This window comes from Streptomyces sp. NPDC048172 (genome assembly GCF_043202595.1).
Classification (GTDB): domain Bacteria; phylum Actinomycetota; class Actinomycetes; order Streptomycetales; family Streptomycetaceae; genus Streptomyces.
This window is the reverse complement of the sequence record NZ_JBIDAT010000005.1, coordinates 367,275-390,863: the sequence shown is the minus strand read 5'-3', so window position 1 is coordinate 390,863 and position 23,589 is coordinate 367,275. Positions and strand designations below refer to the sequence as shown.

The following is a 23,589-nucleotide window of genomic DNA, read 5'->3' as shown; positions in this document are numbered from 1 at the left end:
GTGACGGGGAACAGCGACGTGACGGGGAACCGAGACACCACGGGCACACCCGGGCCCTCCGGCACGGACCCTGCGGCGCCCGAGGCGCTCAGGGCCGAGATCCTGGCCAAGCGGCTGGCGGGGCGGCGTTCGGGGCGCAGCCGTCGTGACACCGTTCCGCGCGCGGACAGGAGCGGGCCGCTCCCGCTCTCGTTCGGCCAGCAGCGGCTGTGGTTCCTGGACCGGCTCACGCCGGGCAGCCCCGAGTACCTCGTGCCCTGGTCCGTACGGCTGCGGGGCGCGCTGCGCTCCGACGACCTGCGGGCCGCGTGGCGGGACGTCATCGCCGCGCACGAGATCCTGCGCACCCGCTACGGCGTGTCCGGCAGCGAGCCCGTGCAGCGGATCAGCGCCGGGCCGGAGACCGACTTCGCGGTCGTGGACCTCACCGACCGTCCGGCGGAGGAACGGGAGAAGCTCGCCCTCGCGTTCGCCGACGAGCAGACCCGTACGCCGTTCGACCTGGAGACGGACCTCCCGGCCCGGCTGCGGCTCGTGCGGCTCGCGCCCGACGACCACCTGCTCGTGCTCGTCCTGCACCACATCGCCTGCGACGGCTGGTCGCTGAACCTGCTCGCCGAGCAGCTCGTCGCCGCGTACCGGAGGCGCCTGGCCCCGGGCGCCGAGGGCGCATCCGGCACCGACGCCGGGTCCGGGCTCCAGTACGCGGACTTCGCGGCCTGGCAGCGGGACCGGCTCGACGGGGAGGAGCTGCGGCGCCAGCTCGGCCACTGGCGCGGCGCCCTCGACGGGCTGGAGACGCTGGAGCTGCCCACCGACCGGCCGCGTCCGCACGTCAGGGACTCCGACGGCGCCACCCTGCGCTTCGCGCTGCCCGCGGACCTCGCGGAGCGGGTGCGTGCCCTGGCCAGGGAGCGGGAGACCACCGCGTTCACCGTCTATCTGACCGCCTTCCAGATCCTGCTGGCCCGCTGGACGGGCCGCCGGGACATCGCGGTCGGCACCCCGGTCGCCGGACGGGAGCGGCCCGAACTCGCCGGGCTCGTCGGCTTCCTCGTCAACACCGTCGTGCTGCGCAACCGCTGGCGGGGCGACCCGGGCTTCCTCGACCTGCTGGACGCGGGCCACCGGGTCGTCGGGGAGGCGCTCGCGCACCAGGATCTCCCGTTCGAGCAGCTCGTCGAGGAGCTGGCCCCCGAGCGCGACCTCGCCCGCACGCCCCTGTTCACCATCATGTTCGGCCTCCAGGACGGCGTCGGCGGCACCGGCGAGCTGGAGCTGCCGGGGCTGACGGCGGAGCGCTTCGAACCGGAGTGGCGGGTCGCGAAGTTCGACGTCAACCTCCAGCTCGGCGAGGCCCCGGACGGCGGCGTCGGCGGCTTCCTTGAATACGCCACCGCGCTGTTCGACGAGGCCACCATGGAGCGCTTCGCCCGCCACTACCACCGGCTCCTGGACGCGCTGGTCTCCGCTCCCCGGCGCCCCGTCTCCGAGGCGGAGATGCTCTCGCGCGAGGAGCGGGCCCTGCTGCTGGGGGAGTGGGCGGGCGGCGCCGCGCCGGACCGGGTGCTCGACGAGGACCCCGCGCTCGGCGACGCGGTGGGCATGCACCAGGCGTTCGAGGCCCACGCGGCGGCGGCCCCGGACTCCGTCGCGCTCGTCCACGAGGGCGCCGCGCTCACGTACGGGGAGCTGAACGCCCGCGCGAACCGCCTCGCGCACGTGCTGCGGGGCAGGGGCGTCGGCCCCGACGTGCTCGTCGGGGTCTGCCTGGAGCGCGGCCCCGACCTCGTGACCGGCCTCCTGGCGGTCGTCAAGGCGGGCGGCGCCTACGTGCCGCTCGACCCCTCGTACCCCGCGCCGCGCCTCGCGGCCGTCGTGGAGGACACCCGGCTGCGCCTGATCGTGACCGGCCGGGAGGCCGCCGGGTCCCTGCCCGGCGGCCTCGGCGCCGGGCTGATCCGTCTCGACGCCGAGGAGGACGCGGCCCTGCTCGCCGCCGCGCCCGCGACCGACCCGGAGCCGGTCACCGCGCGCGACCACCTCATGTACGTCATCCACACCTCGGGTTCGACGGGCAGGCCCAAGGGCGTCTGCATGACGCACCGGAACGTCCTGCGGCTGTTCGCGGCGGCACGGGAGCACTACGGGTTCGGGCCGGACGACGTGTGGACCCTCTTCCACTCCTTCGCCTTCGACGTCTCGGTGTGGGAGCTGTGGGGCGCCCTCGGGCACGGCGGCACGCTCGTCGTGCCCTCCTTCGCCGTCACCCGGTCGCCGGACGAATTCCTGGACCTGCTCGTACGGGAGCGGGTCACGGTGCTCAACCAGACGCCGTCCGCCTTCCGTACGCTGCTGGCCGTCACCGGGCCGGAGGACGGGCGCCTCGCGGAACTCCGGCTGCGCGCGGTCGTCTTCGCGGGCGAGAAGCTGGAGCCCGCCGAACTGCAGCCCTGGGACGAGGCCTTCGGGGGCGCCGGGCCCGTACTCGTCAACATGTACGGCATCACCGAGACCACGGTGCACACGACCTACCACCGGCTGCGCCCCGAGGAGCTGGGCCCCGGCGCTCCGAGCCTCGTCGGGCGGGGCCTCGCCGACCTGCGGGTGCTGCTGCTGGACCGCGACGGGCACCCCGTACCGGCGGGCGTCGTCGGGGAGATGTACGTCGGGGGGCCGGGGGTCGCGCGGGGCTACCTCGGCCGTGCCGATCTGACGGCGGAGCGGTTCGTGCCCGACCCCTCCGGGCGGCCCGGCGCGCGGGTGTACCGCAGCGGCGATCTCGCGCGGTGGCGCGAGGACGGCGTCCTCGAAGTGATCGGCCGGGCCGACAAGCAGGTCAAGATCCGCGGCTTCCGGATCGAGCCGGGCGAGATCGAGGCCGCGCTGGCCGGACACCCCGCCGTGCACGCCGCGGTGGTGCGTCCCCGCACGGAGCACGACGGCACGGTGCACCTGGTGGCCCACCTCGTGCCGGAGGACACGGGCGCCGCGCCGGGCGCCCTGGACCTGGGCGGGATACGGGCCTGGCTCGCCGACCGCCTGCCGAGCCACCTCGTGCCCACCTCCTACGCGGAGATCCCCGCCGTCCCGCTCACCGCGAACGGCAAGCTCGACGAGGCGGCGCTGCCCACGCCGGACACGGGTGCCGCCGTGCCGCGCGGCCGGTTCGCCCCGCCGCGCACCGCGGGGGAGCAGCGGGTGGCGGCGGCCTGGCGCCGGGTCCTCGGCACCGACCGCGTCGGCGCGCACGACAACTTCTTCGACCTCGGCGGCGATTCGCTGCGCGCCGTGGCCGTGGTCGGCGCGCTGCGTGCCGAAGGCATGGACGCCACCGTGCGTGACCTCTTCGAGCACCGTACGGTCGCCGGGCTCGCGGAGGCGCTGTCCGGGCGGGTGGGGCGGGCGGAACCGCTGCCGGTCACCGCGCCGTTCTCGCTGCTCATGCCGGTGGACGCCGAGCGGCTCCCCGAAGGGCTGGTGGACGCCTACCCGATGTCGCAGGTGCAGACCGGCATGGTCGTCGAGATGCTCGCGGGCGGGCTGCGCACGTACCACAACATCACGTCGTTCAGCATCCGCGACGGCGAGCCGTTCGACGCGGCGGCCCTGCGCGCCGCCGCGGACGAACTGACCGTGCGGCACGAGTTCCTGCGCACCTCGCTGCACCCCACCGAGTTCTCGGAACCCCTCCAGCTCGTGCACCCGGCGGCGACGCTGCCGCTGACCGTGACGGACCTGCGCGGGAACACCCCCGAGGAGCAGGAACGGGCCGTGCGCGCGCACATCGCCGAGGAGCGGAGCCGCCCCTTCGACCTGGCCAGGCCGCCGCTGCTGCGGCTCGGCGTCCACCTCCTCGACGACGGCTGGCGGCTGTCCATCACCGAGTGCCACGCCATCCTCGAAGGCTGGAGCTACCACTCGCTGCTGATGGAACTGCTGCACCTGCACCGCGCCTTCCGCGACGGCGAGCCGCTGCCCGAACCCGGCGGCGTGGCCACGCGCTACGCCGACTTCGTCGCGCTGGAGCGGCGCACGGTGCGCTCCGAGGAGCACCAGGCGTACTGGCGGAACGTCCTCGACACGCATGCCGCCGTCCGTGTCCCCGAGGGCTGGGCGGATCCGGAGGCGGCGGAGGGAGCGGACGAGGGACCGGAGACGGATGCGCCGTACCAGGTGTGGGTGCCGCTCACCGATCTCCACGCGGAGCTGCGCTCCCTGGCCAGTGCGGTCGGGGTGTCGCTCAAGAGCGTGCTGCACGCCGCCCATCTGAAGGTGATGGGCTCCCTCACCGAGGAGGGCTCCTTCAGCTCCGGCCTCGTCTGCGACACGAGGCCGGAAGTGCCGGGCGCCGACCGGCTGTTCGGGATGTTCCTGAACACCGTCCCGTTCCCGTTCCGGCTCACGGCACCCACCTGGCGCGAGCTGGTCGCCGATGTCTACGCCCGCGAGGCCGAGGTCTGGACGCACCGCAGGTATCCGCTCGCCGCGATGCGGCGGGAGCGTGCCGCGAAGGGCGCCCGGCTGATCGACGTGTTCTTCAACTACCTCGACTTCCACATGGTCGACACCGACCTGGTGGACGTCGGCGACAGCATCGACGAGAGCCCGAACGAGTTCCCGCTCGCCGTGACCTCGCTCGGCGGGCACCTGGTCCTGACCAGCCGCCCCGCGGTGCTGAGCCGGGAGCGCGCCGAGTGGCTCGCCGGTGCCTACCGGCGGGTCCTGGAGGCGATGGCGGCCGACCCCGACGGCGACGCGCGCTGCGGGATCCTCGCCCCGGACGAGCGCGACCGGCTGCTCGCCGCGGCCCACGGCGACCAGGACGGGGACGGGCACGGCCACGGGGACGGTCACGAGACCGCCGACGAGGTCCTCACCGTGGCGGAGCGCTTCGCCGTCCACGCCCGCACCGACCCCGGCCGCCCCGCCGTGCTCGCGCCCGACGGAGAGGTGGCCCTGACCCGCGGCACGCTGGACGAGCGGGCCGACCGGCTCGCCTCGTACCTGCGCGGCCGTGGCGTCGGCCCCGAGGTCCGGGTCGGGATCCATCTGACGCACCGGCCCGAGCTGGTCGTCGCGGTCCTGGCCGTGCTGCGCGCGGGCGGCACCTATGTGCCGCTCGACCCCGGGCACCCGGCCGCGCGCAAGCGGGCCGTGCTGGACGACAGCGGCGCGGCGCTCGTACTGAGCGAGCGGGCCCTCGCGGACGCGCTGGGCGACGGCTCGGACGACAGGGTGAGCGGGAGCCCACCGGTCGTGCTCCTCGACGACGACTGGCCCGAGATCGCCGCGAGCCCCCCGCTCGATCCCTCGCGCCACCGGCCGGACACGCTGGCGTACACCATCTACACCTCGGGCTCGACCGGCGTCCCCAAGGGCGTGATGATCACCCGGCGCGGGCTGGCCAACTACACCGACTGGGCGGTGCGGCGCTACGGCGTACGCCCCGGCGGCACCGTCCCCCTGCTCGGTTCGGTCGCCTTCGACCTGACGGTGACGAACCTGCTCGTCCCGCTCGCGGGCGGCGCCGCGGTCCGGCTGCTCCCCGCCGAGCGGCCCGTGGACGCGCTCGCCGAACTGCTCGGCGGCACCGGCCGGTTCGACCTGGTGAAGATCACCCCCGCGCATCTGGAGCTGCTGCGGGCCCGGCTGGCGGGGAGCGGGCCGCTCACCTCGGTCGGCACGTTCGTCGTCGGCGGCGAGGAGCTGCGCCCCGACAGCGTCCGCGCGTGGCGGGAACTGGCGCCCGGTGCCGCGCTCGTCAACGAGTACGGCCCCACGGAGACCGTGGTCGGCTGCGTCGCGGGCGACGCGGGCAGCCCCTCAGGCGCGGCGGCCCGGGTGCCGATCGGCAGGCCCCTCGCGGGCACCCGGGCGTACGTCCTCGACCGGTCCGGCCATCCCGTCCCGCGCGGCGTGGCGGGCGAACTGTGCGTCGGCGGCGCCGGGGTGGCCCGCGGCTACGCGGGCGGGCCGGCGCTCACCGCCGAGCGCTTCGTCCCCGACCCGTTCTCGGAGCGGGGCGGGCGGCTCTACCGCACGGGCGACCTGGTGCGGCTGCGCGACGACGGGGAGCTGGAGTTCCTGGGCCGTGCCGACGGCCAGCTCAAGATCGCCGGATTCCGCATCGAGCCGGGCGAGGTGGAGGCGGCGCTGTGCGCGCATGAGGACGTCGCCGAGGCCGTGGCCGTCGCCCGCGAGGACGTGCCGGGGGAGCGCAGGCTGACCGGTTACGTGGTCCCCGCCGCGGGCGCCGAGCCCGTACCGGCGGAGCTGCGCCGGTACCTCGCCGGGAGGCTGCCCGGCTACCTCGTCCCCGCGGTGGTGCTGGTGCTCGACGAGCTGCCCGTCACGGCCGGGGGCAAGGTGGACCACCGGGCGCTCCCCGCGCCGCAGGAGCGGCCCGAGCTGACGGTCCCCTACGAGCGTCCGCGCAACGCGGCCGAGGCACGGCTCGTGGACATCTGGACCAAGGTCTTCCGGCTGGACCGGGTCGGCAGGCTCGACGACTTCTACGAGCTGGGCGGGGACTCGATGACCAGCCTCGTCGTCGCCGCCGAGGCGAAGGCCCGGGGCCTCCAACTGGATGTCAGGGACATCCTGGAGCACCCCACGGTCGCCGGGCTCGCCCTCCGGCTCAGCGGGGGCGAGGTCTCGACCGTGCTGGACACGGTACGGGCGGACGCCGTCCTGGACCCCGGGTTCACGGCCCCGTCGCAGCCGCGGACGCCGGACGACACCGCGCCGGTGCTCCTCACCGGAGCGACCGGGTTCGTCGGGGCCTTCCTGCTCCGCGAGCTGCTCGACCGTACGCGCGGCACGGTGCGCTGCCTGGTACGCGGCTCCGGCCCCGACGAGGGCGGGCAGCGGCTCCTGGAGGCCCTGCGCGGCTTCGGCGTGCCGACGACGGACGTCGAGGAGCGGGTCGAGGTGATCGCCGGGGACCTGGCGGCACCGCGCTTCGGCCTCGACGAGCGCGCGTTCGCGGCGCTCGCCGAGGGGCTGGGGGCGATCTACCACAACGGGGCGCAGGTCAACGCGGTCTACCCGTACCCCGCGCTCCGCGCCGCCAACGTGCTGGGCACCAGGCGGCTCATCGACCTGGCCGCGCTCGGCGGTACGCCGCTGCACCACGTCTCGACGATGTCCGTCTTCTCCGAGGCCCTGGCCGAACGGGGCCCGGTCACCGAGGAGACCCCGCCTGACGACCTGCCGGGCATTCCCGACGGGTACTCGCAGACCAAGTGGGCCGCCGAGGCGCTGGTCCGCGCGGCGGCGGAGCGCGGGCTGCCCGCCACCGTGCACCGGCTCGGCACCGTCTCCTGGCACACCCGCTCGGGCGCGGCCAACCCGCACGACGTGGTCTGCCAGGCGATCACCGCCTGCGCCCGGCTGGGCGCCGTGCCCGTCGCCCAGGTCGAACTCGACCTGGCCCCGGTGGACCACGCCGCGCGGGCGATCGTCGAGCTCTCCCGCCAGGAGGGCGTCGCGGGCGAGCTCTTCCACGTCATCGGGAGCCGCCCGGTGCGCTGGCGGGACATGGTCGACTGGCTGACCGAGCACACCGGAGCGCCCGTGGCCGCGCTGCCGTACCTCACCTGGCGCGCGCGGCTGTCCGAGGCGGCGGAGGAGCCGGGCGGGAGCTTCCTGAAGCGGCTGCTGCCGCTGTTCCCGAACCTGGAGATCGACCCCGAACGGCCGCTCATGCAGCGCAACCACCGGGCGCCGCACACCGAGCGGCGGCTCGCGGCGGCGGGGACGCGGTGCCCGGAGATCGGCGCGGCGGAACTGGGCCGGTTCCTCGACCGGCAGCGCACGCTCGGCTTCCTGGACGCGCGGTCGTGACACCGAAGGACCCCAACCACCCACCGGGATCGGAGAATTCGATGCGGCAAAGGCGCCGGCACCTGCTGTCGATCGCGCACCTGACATCCGAGGAGCTGGCCCGCGTCGTGGAACGCGCGGCCTGGTACGCCCTGTCCGCGCAGGCCGGTGAGGCGTGTCCGCGGGTGCTGGACGGCATGGTCGTCGGAACGTACTTCCGCAAGACCTCCACGCGGACCCGGACGGCCTTCTCGTCCGCGGCGCTGCGCCTCGGCGCGCAGGTCATCGCCTACGGGCCCGACGACCTCCAGGAGAACACCGGGGAGACCGTGGAGGACACGGGCCGGGTGCTCTCCCGGATGCTGGACGGGCTGGTCGTGCGCACGGCGGGCCCCGACAAGGAGCTCGCCGCCTACGCGGCGCAGGACCGGATGGCGGTCGTCAACGCGATGAGCGAGAGCGAGCACCCCACGCAGGCGGTGGCCGACCTCGCCACGATCCAGCTGCTGCGCGGCGGGCTGGAGGGCGCGCGGGTCCTCTACGTCGGCGAGGGGAACAACTCGGCCGTCGCGCTGGCCCTGGCCCTCACCCGGTTCAAGGGGACCGAGCTGCGGGTCGTCACCCCGCCCGGCTACGGCCTCCCGGAGGCGGCGGAGCGCGCCGCACGGGCGTACGCGGAGGAGGCCGGGAGCACCTTCGTGTGCGCGCACGACCTGGACCGGGTGTCCGCGTCGACCGAGTTCGTCTACACGACCCGGTGGCAGACGACCGGGACCTCCAAGGCCGACCCCGACTGGCGGACGGTCTTCGACCCCTTCCGGGTGGACGAGGCGCTCATGGCCCGCTGTCCCGACGCCCGGTTCCTCCACGACCTCCCCGCGCACCGCGGAGAGGAGGTGACGGCGGAGGTGCTGGACGGCCCGGCGAGCGTCGCGTTCGACCAGGCCGAGAACAAGCTGCACAGCGCCGCCGCCGTCCTCGACCGGTGCCTCACCGGCGAGAGCTGACCCGTACCTCGACCCACGGCACACCGACGTGCCGTGAGAACGGAGAAGAGACCATGCCCCCCACACGTAGGACGTTCCGCACCCTGGCCGTCACCGGCGCCGCGCTGGGCGCGACGCTGCTGGCGGTCCCCTCGGCGACGGCGGCGACGGCCGCGCCCGTCCTGACGGTCACCCCCGACACGGGCCTGTCGGACGGCCAGAAGGTGACCGTGTCGGGCACCGGCTACCCGGCGGGCGCGCAGGTGGCGGTCGCCGAGTGCGACCTGGACTTCTCGCAGCGCGCGTCCTGCGCGGCGGGCAGCAAGACCGCGATCGTGAAGGAGGACGGCACGTTCAGCGCCGAGGTGACGGTGAACAAGGCGTTCACCGGCTACGACCCTTCGACGGGCGCTGAGGTGGACAAGGTCGACTGCGCGGCGCAGAGCTGCGGCATCGCCACGGTGGACGTCACCGACGTGAACAAGGTGCTGGGGGTGAAGGAGATCTCCTTCACCTGATGCCGGGCCGGGGGCCGGGCCGGGGGCCGGGCCGGGGGCCGGGCGGCGGCGTCACGCCGCGGGCTGGCGCTCCTGCTCGGCCTCCACCTGCTCGTTCCACTCCTTCTTCGACGCCTGCCAGCCGTCCTCGTCGGCGCCCAGCCGCCAGTAGCCGGAGATCGAGAGCTGCTCGCGGGTGACGCCGCGGTCGAGGCGGAGGTGGCGGCGCAGCTCCTTCACGAAGCCCGCCTCGCCGTGCACGAAGGCGTGGACCCGGCCGTCCGGGAACTCCATGCCGCGCACGGCGGCGGTGAGCCGCTCGCCGACCCGGCCGGTGCCCCGGTGCAGCCAGGTGACGTGGGCGCCGAGCGGGGCGCTGAGCTTCTGCTCCTCCTCCGGGCCCGCGACCTCGATCAGCGCGTGCACGGGGGCGCCCGCCGGGGCCCGCTCCAGCGCGGCGGCGATGGCGGGCAGGGCGCTCTCGTCGCCCGCGAGCAGGTGCCAGTCGGCCTCGGGGCTGGGGGAGTAGGCCCCGCCGGGGCCCATGAAGCGGATCTCGTCGCCGGGCCGCGCGGCCAGCGCCCAGGGGCCCGCGAGGCCCTCGTCGCCGTGCACCACGAAGTCGACGGTCATCTCGCGGGCCGCCGGGTCCCAGGTGCGGACGGTGTACGTCCGCATCGTGGGCCACTGGTCGCGCGGGAAGTCGGCGCGGATCCGCGCCATGTCGAACGGCTCCGGGTACTCGACGCCGGGGATCGGGAAGAGGAGCTTGACGTAGTGGTCGGTGTGCTCACCGGCCTGGAACTCCGCCAGCCCGTCCCCGCCGAGGACGATCCGCACCATGTGCGGCGTGAGCCGCTCGGTGCGGATCACCCGGGCGTGGTGGAGCTTGGGCGTCTTACGGGCCGGACGGTCTGCCACGGCGGCCTCCCTGGAGCACGTGCTGCGACGGGCGCTGGGTCGCTGCTACTGGATCGCTACTTAGGATTGCCTAAGCTAACAGATCAGCCCGCAAGGGTGGAGAGCAGGCGGCGCAGGGATCCGCCCAATCCCCAGTGCTCCCCGAGACGTTCGAGGCCCTCGGGGTCGCGCGGGGCGCGGGGGAGGGTGGCGTCGAAGGGCGGCAGCGCCACGTCGTCGGCGACACGGACCACCGTGGGCGCGACCTTGAGGTAGTCGGCGGCCTCCTCGAACTTCTTGCGCTGGGCCGGGGTGATCTTCGTCGTCGGATCGAGCACGGCCCGGACGATCCCGGCCAGGTCGCCGTACTCGGCGAGCAGCTTCGCCGCCGTCTTCTCGCCGACGCCGCGCACGCCGGGCAGGCCGTCGCTGGGGTCGCCGCGCAGCGTGGCCAGGTCCGCGTAGCCGGAGCCGTCCACGCCGTACTTCTCGCGGAGCGCGTCGCCGTCGTAGACGTCGAGGCTGCCGACGCCCTTGACCGGGTAGAGCACCCGGATCCCGCGCGCGTCGTCGACGAGCTGGAAGAGGTCGCGGTCGCCGGTGACGATGTCGACGGGGCCGCTCGCGCGGGCCGCGAGGGTGCCGATGACGTCGTCCGCCTCGTACCCCTCGGCGCCGACGCGGGCGATGCCGAGCGCGTCGAGCACCTGCTCGATCACCGGGACCTGCGGGGAGAGGGTGTCGGGGGTCTCCTCGGCGTCCGGGCCGCCCTCGACCTCCTCGGCGACGCGGTGCGCCTTGTAGGAGGGGATCAGCTCGACGCGCCACTGGGGCCGCCAGTCGAAATCCATGCAGGCCACGAGGGCGTCCGGGCGGTGGTCCTGGACGAGCCGGGCGATGAAGTCGAGCAGCCCGCGGACCGCGTTCACGGGGGTGCCGTCGGGGCTGCGGACCGTGTCCGGGACGCCGAAGTAGGCACGGAAGTAGAGCGAGGCCGTGTCGAGGAGCATCAGACGGCTCTGAGTCGCGCTCTGAGCTGCGTTCTCTGTGGGAAGGGTCACGCCCCGATGATGCCGCACCGCACCTGTAGGAGCCGACGGGTCCCGGTACTGGCCGGTAATGGCAGGCCTGGGCCTTGGATTCCAGATCTGTACACATGAACAGCATCACGACCGGTTTGAGATCGCGAAAAGTGAGCAGCAGCTACCGAAGCGGGGCTCTGGTGTAGGCTGCATCTTTCTGGTATGTGCCGTTTGCAGCCATATGGGCGCTCTGCGCCCTGTGCTCGCGCGCGAGGGGGATACCGGTCATCTGTAGTCGATCCAAGAGGTGAATGTGTCAAGGCTGAGAGCCGAGCACCTGTACAAGGTGTTTGGAAGGAGACCAGACCAGGCGGTTTCGAGGCTCGAAGCCGGTGCCGACCGCGAGGAGCTGCGCGCCAAAGGCACGACCGCAGCCGTGATCGACGCCTCCTTCGAGGTCGATGAGGGCGAGATATTCGTGGTCATGGGCCTGTCCGGGTCGGGCAAGTCCACGCTGCTGCGGATGCTCAACGGGCTGCTGCCGCTGACGTCGGGCCGTGTGCTCTTCGACGGCGACGACATATCGGCCCTGAAGCCGCGTGAGCTGCGCGAGGTGCGCTCGAAGAAGATCAGCATGGTCTTCCAGCACTTCGCACTCTTCCCGCACCGCAGCGTCCTGGAGAACGCGGCCTACGGGCTGGAGGTCCAGGAGATACCCAAGGAGGAGCGCGAGAAGCGCGCCACCGAGGCGCTGGAGCTGGCCGGCCTCAAGGGCTGGGAGAACTCCTGGCCCGACGAGCTGTCCGGCGGCATGCAGCAGCGTGTGGGCCTGGCCCGCGCGCTCGCGACCGACGCCGACCTGCTGCTGATGGACGAGTCCTTCAGCGCCCTGGACCCGCTGATCCGCCGCGACATGCAGGATCAGCTCCTGGAGCTCCAGAAGACGCTGAAGAAGACGATCGTCTTCATCACCCACGACCTCAACGAGGCCATGCGCCTCGGCGACCGTATCGCTGTGATGCGCGACGGCCGGATCGTCCAGATCGGCACGGCCGAGGACATCCTGGTCCGCCCGGCGACGGACTACGTCGCGTCCTTCATCCAGGACGTCGACCGCTCCCGCGTGCTGACCGCGGGTTCGATCATGGAAGACACGAAGACCGACGCGGTGGCGCTGCAGGACGGCGACCTCGACGACGCGTCGACGGTCACCGCGGAGACGCCGATCGCCGAGCTGTTCACCCCGTTCTCCACCAGCGAGGACGCGATGATCGTCACCGACGACGACGGCACACCGGTGGGCGTCATCGACCGCGAGCGGCTGCTGTCGGCCCTCGCCGAGGAGCCGCAGGTGGACGGCGAAGCCGCCCCGGACGTGCAGGACAAGGCCGACAAGAACGGCAAGGGCGAGGACACCGCTGGGGTGACGGCGCGTGCCTGAGTTCCACCCCGGTAACTGGGTCGACACGGCCGTCGAATGGCTGCAGAAGCACCTCGGCTGGCTCTTCGACTTCATCAACACGGTCCTGACGGGCCTGTACGACGCCATCAACGACGTGCTCGGCGGCGCCGAGCCGCTGCTGCTGGCGGGCATCTTCGCGGTCCTCGCGTTCTGGCTGCGCGGCCTCGTCGCCGCGGTGATCACCTTCGCGGGCTTCGCGCTGATCGACTCGTTCGAGCTGTGGGCCGAGGCGATGCAGACGCTCTCGCTGGTCCTCGCGGCCGCGGTGATCACCATCGCGATCGCGGTGCCGCTGGGCATCTGGGCGGCGCGCTCGAAGTCGTTCAGCACCTTCATGCGCCCCGTGCTCGACGTGATGCAGACGATGCCGGCGTTCGTCTACCTGATCCCCGGCGTCATGTTCTTCTCCGTCGGTACGACCCCGGGTCTGCTGGCCACCATCGTCTTCTCGATGCCTCCGGGCGTCCGGATGACCGAGCTGGGCATCCGGCAGGTGGACAGCGAGCTGGTCGAGGCCGCCGAGGCGTTCGGCACCAGCCCGAAGCACACGCTCACGCGCGTGCAGTTCCCGCTGGCGCTGCCGACGATCATGGCCGGTATCAACCAGGTCATCATGCTCGCGCTCTCGATGGTCGTCATCGCCGGCATGGCCGGTGCGCCCGGCCTCGGTGAGCGGGTCTACGCGGCCGTCACCCAGGTCCAGGTCGGCCTCGGTGTCGAGTCCGGCATCGGCGTGGTCATCCTCGCCATGTACCTGGACCGCATGACCGGCGCCCTGAACGCCCGCGTCTCCCCGCTGGGCCGCCGCGCCGCCGCCAAGGCGACCGCCGCGCTCGGCCGGATGAAGTTCCTCCGCTACAAGCCGGGCACCGCCGTCGCCATGGTCGGCGTCGTCGTCCTCGCGCTGATCGCGGGCGGCATGAACTTCGCGGGCGGCGACGACGACGAGGCCACGGCCTCGGCGAACGTCGGCAAGGGCGAGAAGATCAACATGGGCTACATCCCGTGGGACGAGGGCATCGCGACCTCGTACCTCTGGAAGGAGATGCTGGAGCAGCGCGGCTACAAGCCGAACCTCAAGCAGCTCGACGCCGGCCCGCTCTACTCCGGCATCGCCCAGGGCGACGTCGACTTCCAGACGGACGCCTGGCTGCCCACCACGCACCAGCAGTACTGGGACAAGTACTCCTCCAAGATGGAGAAGCTGGGCGACTGGTACGGCCCGACCTCCCTGGAGCTGTCCGTTCCTTCGTACGTGAAGGGCGTGAAGTCCCTGGAGGACCTCAAGGGCAAGGGCAAGAAGTTCAAGGGCAAGATCATCGGCATCGAGTCCAGCGCGGGCGAGATGAAGATCCTCAAGGAGAAGGTCCTCAAGGACTACGGCCTGGAGGGCGAGTACAAGGTCGTCTCCTCCAGCACCTCCTCGATGCTCGCCGAGCTGAAGCGCTCCATCCAGAAGAAGGAGCCGGTGGTCGTCACGCTCTGGTCGCCGCACTGGGCGTACAACGCGTACGACCTGACCAAGCTCGACGACCCCAAGGGCTCCTTCGGCAAGGGCGAGAAGCTCTACAACGTCGCGCACAAGGACTTCTCCAAGAAGAACCCGACGGTCGCGAGCTGGCTGAAGAACTTCCACCTCACCGAGAAGCAGCTCACCTCCCTGGAGAACGAGATCCAGAAGGCCGGTCAGGGCAAGGAGCAGGACGCCGTCCGCACCTGGCTCAAGGACCACCCCGGGTTCGTCGACAAGTTCGCGCCGGTCCCCGGCGGCGAGCAGAAGGACGGCAAGGACGCGGGCAAGGCCGTGAAGATGGGCTTCTTCCCCTGGGACGAGGCCATCGCCACGACGTACCTCTGGCAGAACATCCTGGAGGACCGCGGCTACAAGCCGACCACGAAGCAGCTCGACCCCGGCCCGCTCTACACGGCGCTGGCCCAGGGCGAGATGGACTTCCAGACGGACGCCTGGCTGCCGACGACGCACGAGCAGTACTGGAAGAAGTACAAGTCCAAACTGACCGACGTCGGTTCCTGGTACGACGAGACCTCCCTGGAGCTGTCGACGCCCAAGTACGTCAAGGGCATCGACTCGATGGAGGACCTCAAGGGCAAGGGCGACCAGTTCGACCACAAGATCACCGGCATCGAGTCCAGCGCCGGTGAGATGAAGATCCTCAAGACCGTGCTCAAGAAGTACGGCCTCGACAAGGAGTACAAGGTCGTCTCGTCCAGCACCTCTTCGATGCTGGCCGAGGTCGACAGGGCCGTGAAGCAGAAGAAGCCGGTCCTGGCGACCACCTGGTCCCCGCACTGGGTGTACAGCAAGTACCCCATGAAGAAGATCAAGGATCCGAAGGGCGCCTGGGGCAAGGGCGACTCGATCCGGATCACCGGCAAGAAGGACATCAAGAAGGACTTCCCCGAGCTGTACGGCTGGCTGAAGGACTTCAAGCTGTCCGAGAAGGACCTCGGTTCCCTGGAGGCCGAGATCCAGAACGGTGGCAAGGGCAACGAGAAGGAGTCCGCCCGCAAGTGGATGGACGCCCGCCCCGGCCTCGTCGACAAGCTGGCCCCGGTCAAGTGACAGTGACCTGAGCCAGGGAATCCGCTCAACCGCTCAACGAGCCGATGACCAGCGGCGTGCCCCCGCTCTCCGAACGGAGAGCGGGGGCACGCCGTTTATTCGGATGACGCCCCCAACTGCCCGCCCCTACAGTCGTGGACGTGAACGAACGCACCTCCCGGTGCGAAGGCGACGGTTACTTCGGTAACCCGTTTTCACGGTCAGGTTCAAGTCCTGTGCGCCGTCGCCGCTCCGATCTCGGGAGGCGTGCTCGGCACACCGGAACGCCCGGTGCGTCGGCGGCGGATACTTCCTTTCCAGAAAACACCGCCGCCCCCTTCGATCTCGGGCGTCTCCGGAATGCCGCTGCCGCGCTTCCCCCGAGGAATTCTCTTTTTCGGCAACGCTCAATTCGGGGGAATCATGAGCAAGTTCAACCGCGGCACGAAGCCGCTCACCCGCGCCGCACTGACCGTCACCCACGAGGGCGGCAAGGCCTACGTCCGCGACGCGAAGTCCGACCTCGTGATGCTCGCCGTCGTCAACATGGTCGGCGAGGACACCTTCTACGAGAAGGCCGCCGACCGCGACGACCGTTACGCGAACCTGGTGCGCACCGTCGCCGTCGAGGACGGCGCGTGGACCGCGCGCTTCGTCGCGTGGCTGCGCGGCGAGGCCCAGATGCGCTCCGCCTCGCTCGTCGCCGCGGCGCAGGCCGTCCACGCGCGGCTGGAGGCCGGGCTGCACGGCGACAACCGGCAGCTCGTCGACGCCGCCTGCCAGCGCCCGGACGAGCCCGGCGAGTTCCTGGCGTACTGGACCGGCACGTTCGGCCGCGCCCTGCCCAAGCCCGTCAAGCGCGGCCTGGGCGACGCGGTGCGCCGGCTCTACGGCGAGAAGGCCCTGCTCAAGTACGACACCGACAGCAAGGGCTTCCGCTTCGCCGACGTCCTGGAGCTGACCCACGCCGCGCCCGACCCGGAGAAGCCGTGGCAGGGCGAGCTGTTCCGGCACGCGCTGGACCGGCGGCACGGCCGCGACGAGACCGTGCCGGAGGCGCTGCCGACCGTACGGGCACGGGCCGAGCTGATGGCGATGCCCGAGGTCGAGCGGCAGCTCGTCCCGGCGCAGCCGGACGCCGCCGAGGTCCTCGCCCGCGCGGGCATGACCTGGGAGGCGCTCGCGGGCTGGCTCCAGGGCCCGATGGACGCGGCTGCCTGGGAGGCCGTGCTGCCCTCGATGGGCCTGATGGCGCAGATCCGCAACCTGCGGAACTTCGACGAGGCCGGGATCAGCGACGAGGCGGCACAGCGGGTCCTCGACCGGCTGCGCGACCCCGCGCAGATCGCGCGCTCGCGGCAGTTCCCGTACCGCTTCCTGTCCGCGCACCGCGCGGCGCCCTCGCAGCGCTGGGGCCACGCCCTGGACGCGGCGCTCACGGCCTCGACGGCCAACGTGCCCGCGCTGCCCGGCCGGACACTGGTCCTGGTCGACACGTCCGGCTCCATGCAGGGCCGCGTCTCGGCCCGCTCGAAGGTGACGCACGCGGACGTGGGCGCCCTGTTCGGCGCCGTACTGGCGGCCCGCGGCTGCGCCGTCGACCTGGTCGGCTTCGCCAACGGCCACTTCCGGCACGAGCTGACGCGGGGCGGCTCGGTCCTGCGCGACATCGACCGGTTCTGCGACCGCAACGGCGAGGTCGGCCACGGCACGGAGACGGTGCGGGCGCTGCGCGAGACGTACGACGGGCACGAGCGCGTCGTCCTCATCTCGGACATGCAGGCCTTCGCCTACGACGGTCGTGAGAGCCGCGGCGTCTCGGTCTCCGAGGCGGTCCCGCCCGAGGTGCCGGTCTTCGGCGTCAACACCACCGGCTACGGTCCGTCCGCGCTGGACGGCACGCAGCCGAACCGCCACGAGATCGGCGGCTTCTCGGACAAGCTCTTCACAATGGTGAGCCTGCTGTCCGCCGGCCGCGAGGCGATGTGGCCGTGGGACCGCACCGCCGCCTGACCGGGCGGGCCCGGTGAGCCACGGGGGTACTCACCGGTCCCGCCCACACGCATCGCGGCTCCGCCGCGTGGGGGCTTGCCCCTGTTCCCTCCAGGGGCGCGGGGCTGTGTCTGATCTGCGGCTCCGCCGCGTGGGCGCGCCGGGTCACGACACCTCGGGGCTTGCCCCTGTTCCCTAAGGGGCGCGGGGAACTGCGCGCCCAGCCCCGACGCGGGCGCGGCCCGCGAAGCACAGCCCGGGGCACCCCGAACCCGGCCCCGTTGCGCGGGGCACCCGGCGTGGGGGGCTGCGCTTGCCAACCCTGCGCCTTGCGCAGACTTCCCAAGCACAGTGGGGCGGAGGGAGCAGACTTCCCAAGCTCCGCAGGAGCGGAGGGAGAAGTAGGGGTAGCGGCAAGTACGGTTGCTGGCATGGTCGTGCGTTCCGTGGTGTCTCTCGTGCCGTCTCTTACCGAGGCGGTGGCCGCGACAGGGCCCGAGCTACTGATCGGCGCCACGGACTGGTGCAGTCACCCCGAGGGGCTGGACGTCGCGCGGGTGCGGGGCACCAAGAACCCCGACGTCGAGAAGATCGTGCGGCTCGCCCCCGATCTCGTGCTGGCCAACGAGGAGGAGAACCGGACCCCTGACCTGGACGCCCTCAGAGCCGCAGGTCTGCGCGTACTCGTCACCGAGATCCGCACACTCGACGAGGGGTTCAGGGAGCTGGACCGCACGCTGACCCAGGGATGCGGGCTCGAACGCCCGCCCTGGCTGGACGAGGCCGAGACCACGTGGCACGAGGCCCGCGCGGAGTTCGACGTCCGCGCCGTCGTGCCCGTATGGCGCAGGCCGTGGATGGTGCTGGGACGGGACACGTTCGCGGGGGCACTGCTCGCGCACCTCGGGGTGCGCAACGCGTACGCCGCGCACCCCGAGCGCTATCCCCGGATCCCCGTGGAGGAGCTGAACGAGCCGGGCCGCGCGGACCTGGTCGTCCTCCCCGACGAGCCGTACGCCTTCACGGCCGGGGACGGGCCCGAGGCGTTCCCCGGCATGCCCGCGGCACTCGTGAGCGGGCGTCATCTCACCTGGTACGGGCCCTCGTTGAGCGAGGCCCCGCGGGTCATCGGCGCGGCGCTCCGAGCAGCGCTCCGCTGAGGAGCCCGCCCGCCGTCCGTACGGACGCCGCCGCCCAGGCCGCCACGAGGCCCGCGTAGAGCGCGACCGAGAGCCAGGTGAAGGCGTCCAGGCCGGTGTGCCGGGCGAGCGAGGCCGAGCCCGTGACGCAGGTGCCGACGGGGAAGGTGAAGGCCCACCACGTCATCGCGAAGCCCATCCCGCGCCGCGCGGCGCGCACCACCATCGCGACCGCCAGCGCCAGCCACATCAGCGCGAAGCCGATCACCGGCACCCCGTAGAGCACGGCGAGCGAGCCGAAGTCGCCGGGCGCGGCGTCGGCCAGGTTGCCCAGCGCGGTCGTGGACTGGCCGAGCGGGCCGAGGACGAGGAAGAGCGTCGGGGTGAGGGCGAGCGGCAGCGGGCCGTAGTGGGTCAGGCGGGAGAAGACGACCGGCAGGATCAGCAGCGTGGCCAGCAGGCTCAGCCCGAACATCGCGAAGCTGCCCAGCAGCATCGTCAGCCGCGGCTGCCCCTCGGGCAGGTGCGCGGCGAGGGGCGGGCCGAGCGCCGCCGACACCATCGGCGCCACGACCGGCAGCAGCCACACGGGGCTCGCCGTGCCGGGCTCTATCGCGTGCCGCGCGACCATCAGGTACGGCACGGCCACGGCCGCCGCGAGCCCCACGGCCGTACCCGCCGACCACAGCACCCAGTCCAGCGCGACGCCGCCGGGCACCTCCAGGGCGAGGGCCCCGCCGCCGACCGCGAGCAGCGCCATCGACAGACAGCCGTAGAACGGGGCGACCGCCGGGTCCAGGAGGTGGGCGCGTGCCTGGTCGGTGTGGTGGATCCAGTGCGCGGCGCGGGCCACGAGCAGGACGGCCAGCATCGCGGCGGAGAGCGTCCAGACGGCGAGCAGCGCGGGACGGGGTACGTGCACGGAGAGCGCGGCACCGGCGTTGGCGATGATCGCGGTGCCCATCACGGAGGCGTACCAGTTGGGACCGAGGGCGCGGAGCGGGGAGGACGGCGCGGAGGCGGCTGGGGGAGGGGCGGCGGAGCGGCCCCGGGCGGGAGCTGTGGTGTGCGCGTCAACGGTCATGCCCTCACGCTCCTCCCGCGCCGCGCGCCCCACCAGGGAGGTTGTCCCTATGGGGGCATAAGCTGGACCTATGACTGAGGAGGGGAATGTTCCCGGGGCGCTGGCGCACCGCGTGCCCGAGCTGGGCGCGCTGGAGCTGCTGCTCGCCGTCGCGCGGCTGGGCAGCCTCGGGCGGGCCGCGCGCGAGACGGGCGTCTCGCAGCCCGCGGCCAGCGGCCGTATCCGTTCGATGGAGGCACAGCTCGGCGTGACGCTGCTGGAGCGTTCGCCGCGCGGCTCGCGGCTCACCCCGGCGGGCACGCTGGTCACCGACTGGGCGCGGCGGATCGTGGAGGCGGCCGAGGCGTTCGACGCGGGCGTCACCGCGCTGCGCGACCGGCGCGACTCGCGGCTGACGGTCGCCGCGAGCATGACCATCGCCGAGTATCTGCTGCCGAGCTGGCTGATCGCGCTCCGTACGGCCCGCCCCGACACGGCCGTCTCGCTGCGCGCGGGCAACTCCGCCGCCGTCGCCGCGCTGCTCCTCGGCGGGGACGCCGACGTCGGCTTCGTCGAGGGCACCGGCATCCCCTCCGGGCTCGACGGCACGGTCATCGCGCACGACCGGCTGCTCGTCGTCGCGGCCCCGGGGCACCCCTGGGCCCGCCGCCGTACGCCGCTCGCGCCCGCCGAGCTCGCCGCGGCGCGGCTCATCCTGCGCGAGCCGGGCTCCGGCACGCGTCAGGTCCTGGACACCGCGCTCGACGCGTACGGCGGACTCGCGGCGCCCCTGCTCGAACTCGCCTCGACCACCGCCGTGAAGGCGGCGGCTGTCAGCGGCGCGGGCCCCTCCGTGCTCAGCGAACTCGCCGTCGGCGACGAGCTGTCCGCGCGTCAGCTCATCGAGGTCCCGGTCGAGGGGATGGAGCTGAGCCGTGCGCTCCGCGCCGTCTGGCCGCAGGGCGCGCGGCCCACCGGCCCCGCCAGGGAGCTGCTCACGCTGACCCGCGCGCGGCGCTGACGGCCGCGTTGACGGCGGCGCCGACCAGCGCCTCCGTCAGCCGCAGGTCGTCGCCCTCCTCCGGGTGCCACTGCACGGCGAGCACGAAGCCGGGCGCGTCCGGGAGTTCGAGGGCCTCGACGGTGCCGTCCTCGGCGTACGCGGAGGGCACCAGCCCCTCGCCGATCTCCTCGACGGACTGGTGGTGGTACGTGGGAACGTCCACGGGTGCCGTCAGCACCCGCCCCAGCAGCGTGCCGGGCACGGGCTCGACGGGGTGCGCCCCGAACACGCCCTCGGGGCCCCGGTGCCCGTCCATGTGCTGGACGAGCGTGCCGCCGCGCGCCACATTGAGGATCTGCATCCCCCGGCAGATCCCGAGCAGCGGCGTGCCCCGGTCGAGGGCCGCCTCGGTCAGCGCGATCTCCCAGGCGTCCCGCTCCGGGTACGCGGGCCCCGTACGGGGGTCGCGCTCGGCGCCGTACCGCTCGGGCGCGACATCGGGGCCGCCCGCCGTGATCACCGCGTCGAGCCGCGACACCAGTCCGGCGGCCGCGCCGGGTGACCCGTCGGGCGGCAGCAGGACGGCCTGGCCGCCCGAGCGCTGGACCAGTTCGTGGTAGCCGGTGGGCAGCAGCGCGGCGGGCTTGCGCCACACGCCCCAGCCGACGCCGGGTTCGAGATAGGTGCTGATGCCGATGAGAGGGGCTGAGGGCGACATGGGGCGTCTCCGGTCGTTCGGTCCGTCGTCTCGTCGTTCCAGTGTCAGTCCCGCGCCAGCTCCGCCTCGGCCTCCGCGAGGGCCGCGAACTCCTCCTCGGGCGCGGCCGCCACCAGCCGGTGCCGGGAGTACAGCGCGAAGTAGGCCACCGCCACCGCGTACACGCACAGCGCGATGAACGCCGCCTGCTTGTCCACCAGGAACGTCGCGACCAGCGCCGCGCACGCCAGCACGAAGGCGATCGACGAGGTCACCACGCCGCCCGGCGTACGGTACGGGCGCGGCAGGTGCGGCTCGCGCTTGCGCAGCACGATGTGCGAGAGCGACATCAGCGCGTACGAGATGGTCGCGCCGAACACCGCGATGTTCAGCATCTTCGCGCCCTCCCCGCTGCCCGCCGCGAGCGCGAAGCCGAGCGCGCCCGGCAGTAGCAGACCGAGGTACGGCGCCTTGCGGCGGCTGGTGAGAGAGAGGAAGCGCGGCAGGTACCCGGCGCGCGACAGCGCGAAGAGCTGCCGCGAGCCCGCGAAGATCAGCGAGAAGAAGGAGGCCACGAGCCCGGCCAGCCCCGCGTAGTTGACGACGCGGGAGAGCGTCGTCGGCTCGCCCTTCGGCTGGAGCGCCTCCACCAGCGGATTGCCGACGTCCTGGATCGCGGACGAGCCGCGCGCGCCCGTCGCCGCGAGGAACGTCAGCAGCGCGAGCAGCAGCAGGACGCCCATCGACCAGGCCATGGCCTTCGGCAGCGTACGGGCGGGATCCCGGGTCTCCTCGGCGGCCAGCGGCACGCCCTCCACGCCCAGGAAGAACCACATGCCGAACGGGAACGCGGCCCAGATCCCCAGCAGCCCGAACGGCAGCCACGAGCTGGAGCCGACGGCGTCCGGATCGGCCTTGATGTCGTCCAGGTTCGCCATGCTGAAGTCGGTGAACGCCCCGAAGACGAAGACCAGCAGCGCGGCGACCGCGATGGCGGTGATGACGAGCGAGAAGCGCAGCGCTTCGCCGACGCCCCACAGGTGGACGCCGATGAAGATGACGAAGCAGACGAGATAGACGGGCCAGCCCGACTCCAGGCCGAAGAGGTTCAGGGACTCGACGTAGTCGCCGATGAAGCAGACGATGGCGGCGGGCGCGAGGATGTACTCGATGAGGATCGCCGTGCCGGTGAGGAAGCCGCCCCAGGTGCCGAGGGCGCGGCGCGCGAAGCCGTAACCGCCGCCCGCGGTGGGGAGGATCGCGGAGAGCTCCGCGAGCGCGAAGACCATGCAGGTGTACATCAGGCCCATCAGGACCATGGCGACGGCCAGTCCGCCGAAGCCGCCCTCCGCGAGGCCCGGGTTCCAGCCGGAGTAGTCACCGGAGACGACGTAGGCGACGCCGAGCCCTGTGAGCAGGAGCGGGCCCGCGTTGCCCCGCCGTAGGGTGCGCCGTTCCAGATACTCCTGGGTCTCCTCGGACATGGGCCCACGCTCCTGCCTGCCTCAGCCATTGGTGTGCGGCCATACCTTTGTGGTGCCGTCCGCCTCTCCGCAAGCCCTGTGCGTGAAGTTCGTGTTACGAGATGCGGATTCCGGGCTGCCCCTGGGCCGCCGCTGCCGAGTGCGGCCGTCGCCGTGGCCGCTCGCGCAGTTCCCCGCGCCCCTGGCTCTTCCGCGAAGCTTGGGAGGTCTGCGCAAGGCGCAGGGGTTACGCCAAGAAGCCCCGCAGCAGGGCCGCCGTCCCCGCGCAGTGCTCCCGCATGATCTCGCGAGCCCCGTCCGGGTCGCCCTCCAGAACGGCATCGGCGAGCGCCGCATGCTGATGCTGGGCGTGTTCGAGGTTGCGGACCAGGAGGGGGATGCGGCCCAGGAGGTCGTTGAGGGAGGCGCGGACCGCCGCGTACTGGGCGGTGAGGGAGGGCGAGCCCGCCAGCTCGGCCAGCGTCAGATGGAAGAGCGTGTCGTGCCGCCGATAGTCCGGCAACGCCGAATTCCGCGTCGCGTCGAGCGCCTTCAGCAGGCGGGCCTCCTCGTCGTCCGTCAGGCCCCGTGCCGCGCACAGCCCGGCCGCGCCCGTCTCCAGCACCTCACGGAAGAGGAGGGTGTCCTCCAGGTCGATGTCCGGCGCGGGCGCCGCCGACCCCGGGGTGCGCTCCCGTACGAACGTGCCGCCGTACCGGCCCCGTCTGCTCTCCACCAGCCCCTGGTCCGCGAGGACCTTCAGCGCCTCGCGCAGGGTGACGCGGCTGATGCCGAGCCGGTCGGCCAACTCGCGCTCGGCGGGCAGCCGTTCGCCCTCCGCGACGAGGCCGAGGCGGACGATCTGCAGTATCTGCTCCAGCGCCTCCTCGAAGCCGTTGCCCGCGCGGACGGGGCGCAGCACGGTGGCCAGCCGGTCGCCGCCGTCCATCGCGGCGTCGTGCCGTTCGTTCATCG

14 protein-coding genes are annotated in these 23,589 nt (G+C 72.8%); 8 read left to right on the top strand and 6 right to left on the bottom strand.

The window, feature by feature from the left end; genetic code table 11:
* From ACGF3A_RS23535 to ACGF3A_RS23525, 3 genes are read left to right on the top strand one after another with little or no spacing between them, the layout of a single operon-like run.
* Complete coding sequence (locus tag ACGF3A_RS23535; protein ID WP_393732225.1) at positions 1 to 7,848, top strand: amino acid adenylation domain-containing protein; 7,848 nt, start codon at positions 1 to 3, stop codon at positions 7,846 to 7,848.
* Positions 7,849 to 7,889: 41 nt separating this feature from the next.
* Positions 7,890 to 8,834 carry an ornithine carbamoyltransferase gene (locus ACGF3A_RS23530; protein ID WP_393732224.1) on the top strand — a complete coding sequence of 315 codons (945 nt, stop codon included), beginning with the start codon at positions 7,890 to 7,892 and terminating at the stop codon, positions 8,832 to 8,834.
* A gap of 53 nt (positions 8,835 to 8,887) precedes the next feature.
* Complete coding sequence (locus ACGF3A_RS23525; RefSeq protein WP_393732223.1) at positions 8,888 to 9,331, top strand: enediyne antibiotic chromoprotein; 444 nt, start codon at positions 8,888 to 8,890, stop codon at positions 9,329 to 9,331.
* Between the two features lie 51 nt (positions 9,332 to 9,382).
* Here the strand turns inward: ACGF3A_RS23525 and ACGF3A_RS23520 are convergent, their stop codons facing one another.
* The gene (locus tag ACGF3A_RS23520; protein ID WP_393732222.1) at positions 9,383 to 10,231 is read right to left on the bottom strand and encodes a siderophore-interacting protein; all 849 of its coding nucleotides are present in this window, start codon (positions 10,229 to 10,231) and stop codon (positions 9,383 to 9,385) included.
* An 83-nt stretch (positions 10,232 to 10,314) separates the two neighbouring features.
* A complete protein-coding gene (locus ACGF3A_RS23515) occupies positions 10,315 to 11,220 on the bottom strand; it encodes a 5'-3' exonuclease H3TH domain-containing protein (protein ID WP_393732648.1) in 906 nt (301 codons plus the stop codon).
* A 325-nt stretch (positions 11,221 to 11,545) separates the two neighbouring features.
* Between ACGF3A_RS23515 and ACGF3A_RS23510 the strand changes: the two genes are divergently transcribed.
* The 4 genes from ACGF3A_RS23510 (at position 11,546) to ACGF3A_RS23495 (ending at position 18,409) form a co-directional block, all read left to right on the top strand.
* Positions 11,546 to 12,673 (top strand): glycine betaine/L-proline ABC transporter ATP-binding protein, encoded by a 1,128-nt coding sequence (locus ACGF3A_RS23510; protein WP_393732221.1) that lies wholly within the window; start codon positions 11,546 to 11,548, stop codon positions 12,671 to 12,673.
* A complete protein-coding gene (locus ACGF3A_RS23505) occupies positions 12,666 to 15,278 on the top strand; it encodes an ABC transporter permease/substrate binding protein (protein WP_393732220.1) in 2,613 nt (870 codons plus the stop codon). Before ACGF3A_RS23510 ends, ACGF3A_RS23505 begins: the two co-directional genes overlap by 8 nt.
* A 402-nt stretch (positions 15,279 to 15,680) precedes the next feature.
* Positions 15,681 to 17,270 carry a TROVE domain-containing protein gene (locus ACGF3A_RS23500; protein ID WP_393732219.1) on the top strand — a complete coding sequence of 530 codons (1,590 nt, stop codon included), beginning with the start codon at positions 15,681 to 15,683 and terminating at the stop codon, positions 17,268 to 17,270.
* A gap of 410 nt (positions 17,271 to 17,680) precedes the next feature.
* Entirely contained in the window at positions 17,681 to 18,409 is a 729-nt protein-coding gene (locus ACGF3A_RS23495; protein ID WP_393732218.1) for a helical backbone metal receptor, read from the top strand.
* Here ACGF3A_RS23495 and ACGF3A_RS23490 read toward each other — a convergent pair.
* Positions 18,375 to 19,472 (bottom strand): TDT family transporter, encoded by a 1,098-nt coding sequence (locus ACGF3A_RS23490; protein WP_393732217.1) that lies wholly within the window; start codon positions 19,470 to 19,472, stop codon positions 18,375 to 18,377. The two genes, ACGF3A_RS23495 and ACGF3A_RS23490, sit on opposite strands and share 35 nt — an antisense overlap.
* A gap of 70 nt (positions 19,473 to 19,542) precedes the next feature.
* Here ACGF3A_RS23490 and ACGF3A_RS23485 point away from each other — a divergent pair, with 70 nt between their 5' ends.
* Entirely contained in the window at positions 19,543 to 20,472 is a 930-nt protein-coding gene (locus tag ACGF3A_RS23485) for a LysR family transcriptional regulator (RefSeq protein ID WP_393732216.1), read from the top strand.
* Here ACGF3A_RS23485 and ACGF3A_RS23480 read toward each other — a convergent pair.
* The 3 genes from ACGF3A_RS23480 to ACGF3A_RS23470 form a co-directional block, all read right to left on the bottom strand.
* Positions 20,447 to 21,172 carry a gamma-glutamyl-gamma-aminobutyrate hydrolase family protein gene (locus ACGF3A_RS23480; protein WP_393732215.1) on the bottom strand — a complete coding sequence of 242 codons (726 nt, stop codon included), beginning with the start codon at positions 21,170 to 21,172 and terminating at the stop codon, positions 20,447 to 20,449. The two genes, ACGF3A_RS23485 and ACGF3A_RS23480, sit on opposite strands and share 26 nt — an antisense overlap.
* A gap of 44 nt (positions 21,173 to 21,216) precedes the next feature.
* Positions 21,217 to 22,635, bottom strand: coding sequence for an ethanolamine permease (eat, locus tag ACGF3A_RS23475; RefSeq protein ID WP_393732214.1), 1,419 nt, complete (start codon positions 22,633 to 22,635; stop codon positions 21,217 to 21,219).
* A 226-nt stretch (positions 22,636 to 22,861) separates the two neighbouring features.
* Positions 22,862 to 23,587, bottom strand: coding sequence for a FadR/GntR family transcriptional regulator (locus ACGF3A_RS23470; RefSeq protein ID WP_393732213.1), 726 nt, complete (start codon positions 23,585 to 23,587; stop codon positions 22,862 to 22,864).
* Positions 23,588 to 23,589 lie beyond the last annotated feature (2 nt).

What these genes read in the sequence shown, in the direction of transcription:
- ACGF3A_RS23530 (WP_393732224.1), top strand. Translation starts at nt 7,890, where the DNA reads ATGCGGCAAAGGCGCCGGCACCTGCTGTCGATCGCGCACCTGACATCC.
- ACGF3A_RS23525 (WP_393732223.1), top strand. Translation starts at nt 8,888, where the DNA reads ATGCCCCCCACACGTAGGACGTTCCGCACCCTGGCCGTCACCGGCGCC.
- ACGF3A_RS23515 (WP_393732648.1), bottom strand. Translation starts at nt 11,220, where the DNA reads ATGCTCCTCGACACGGCCTCGCTCTACTTCCGTGCCTACTTCGGCGTC.
- ACGF3A_RS23500 (WP_393732219.1), top strand. Translation starts at nt 15,681, where the DNA reads ATGAGCAAGTTCAACCGCGGCACGAAGCCGCTCACCCGCGCCGCACTG.
- ACGF3A_RS23495 (WP_393732218.1), top strand. Translation starts at nt 17,681, where the DNA reads ATGGTCGTGCGTTCCGTGGTGTCTCTCGTGCCGTCTCTTACCGAGGCG.
- ACGF3A_RS23490 (WP_393732217.1), bottom strand. Translation starts at nt 19,472, where the DNA reads ATGACCGTTGACGCGCACACCACAGCTCCCGCCCGGGGCCGCTCCGCC.
- ACGF3A_RS23485 (WP_393732216.1), top strand. Translation starts at nt 19,543, where the DNA reads ATGACTGAGGAGGGGAATGTTCCCGGGGCGCTGGCGCACCGCGTGCCC.
- ACGF3A_RS23480 (WP_393732215.1), bottom strand. Translation starts at nt 21,172, where the DNA reads ATGTCGCCCTCAGCCCCTCTCATCGGCATCAGCACCTATCTCGAACCC.
- eat (WP_393732214.1), bottom strand. Translation starts at nt 22,635, where the DNA reads ATGTCCGAGGAGACCCAGGAGTATCTGGAACGGCGCACCCTACGGCGG.
- ACGF3A_RS23470 (WP_393732213.1), bottom strand. Translation starts at nt 23,587, where the DNA reads ATGAACGAACGGCACGACGCCGCGATGGACGGCGGCGACCGGCTGGCC.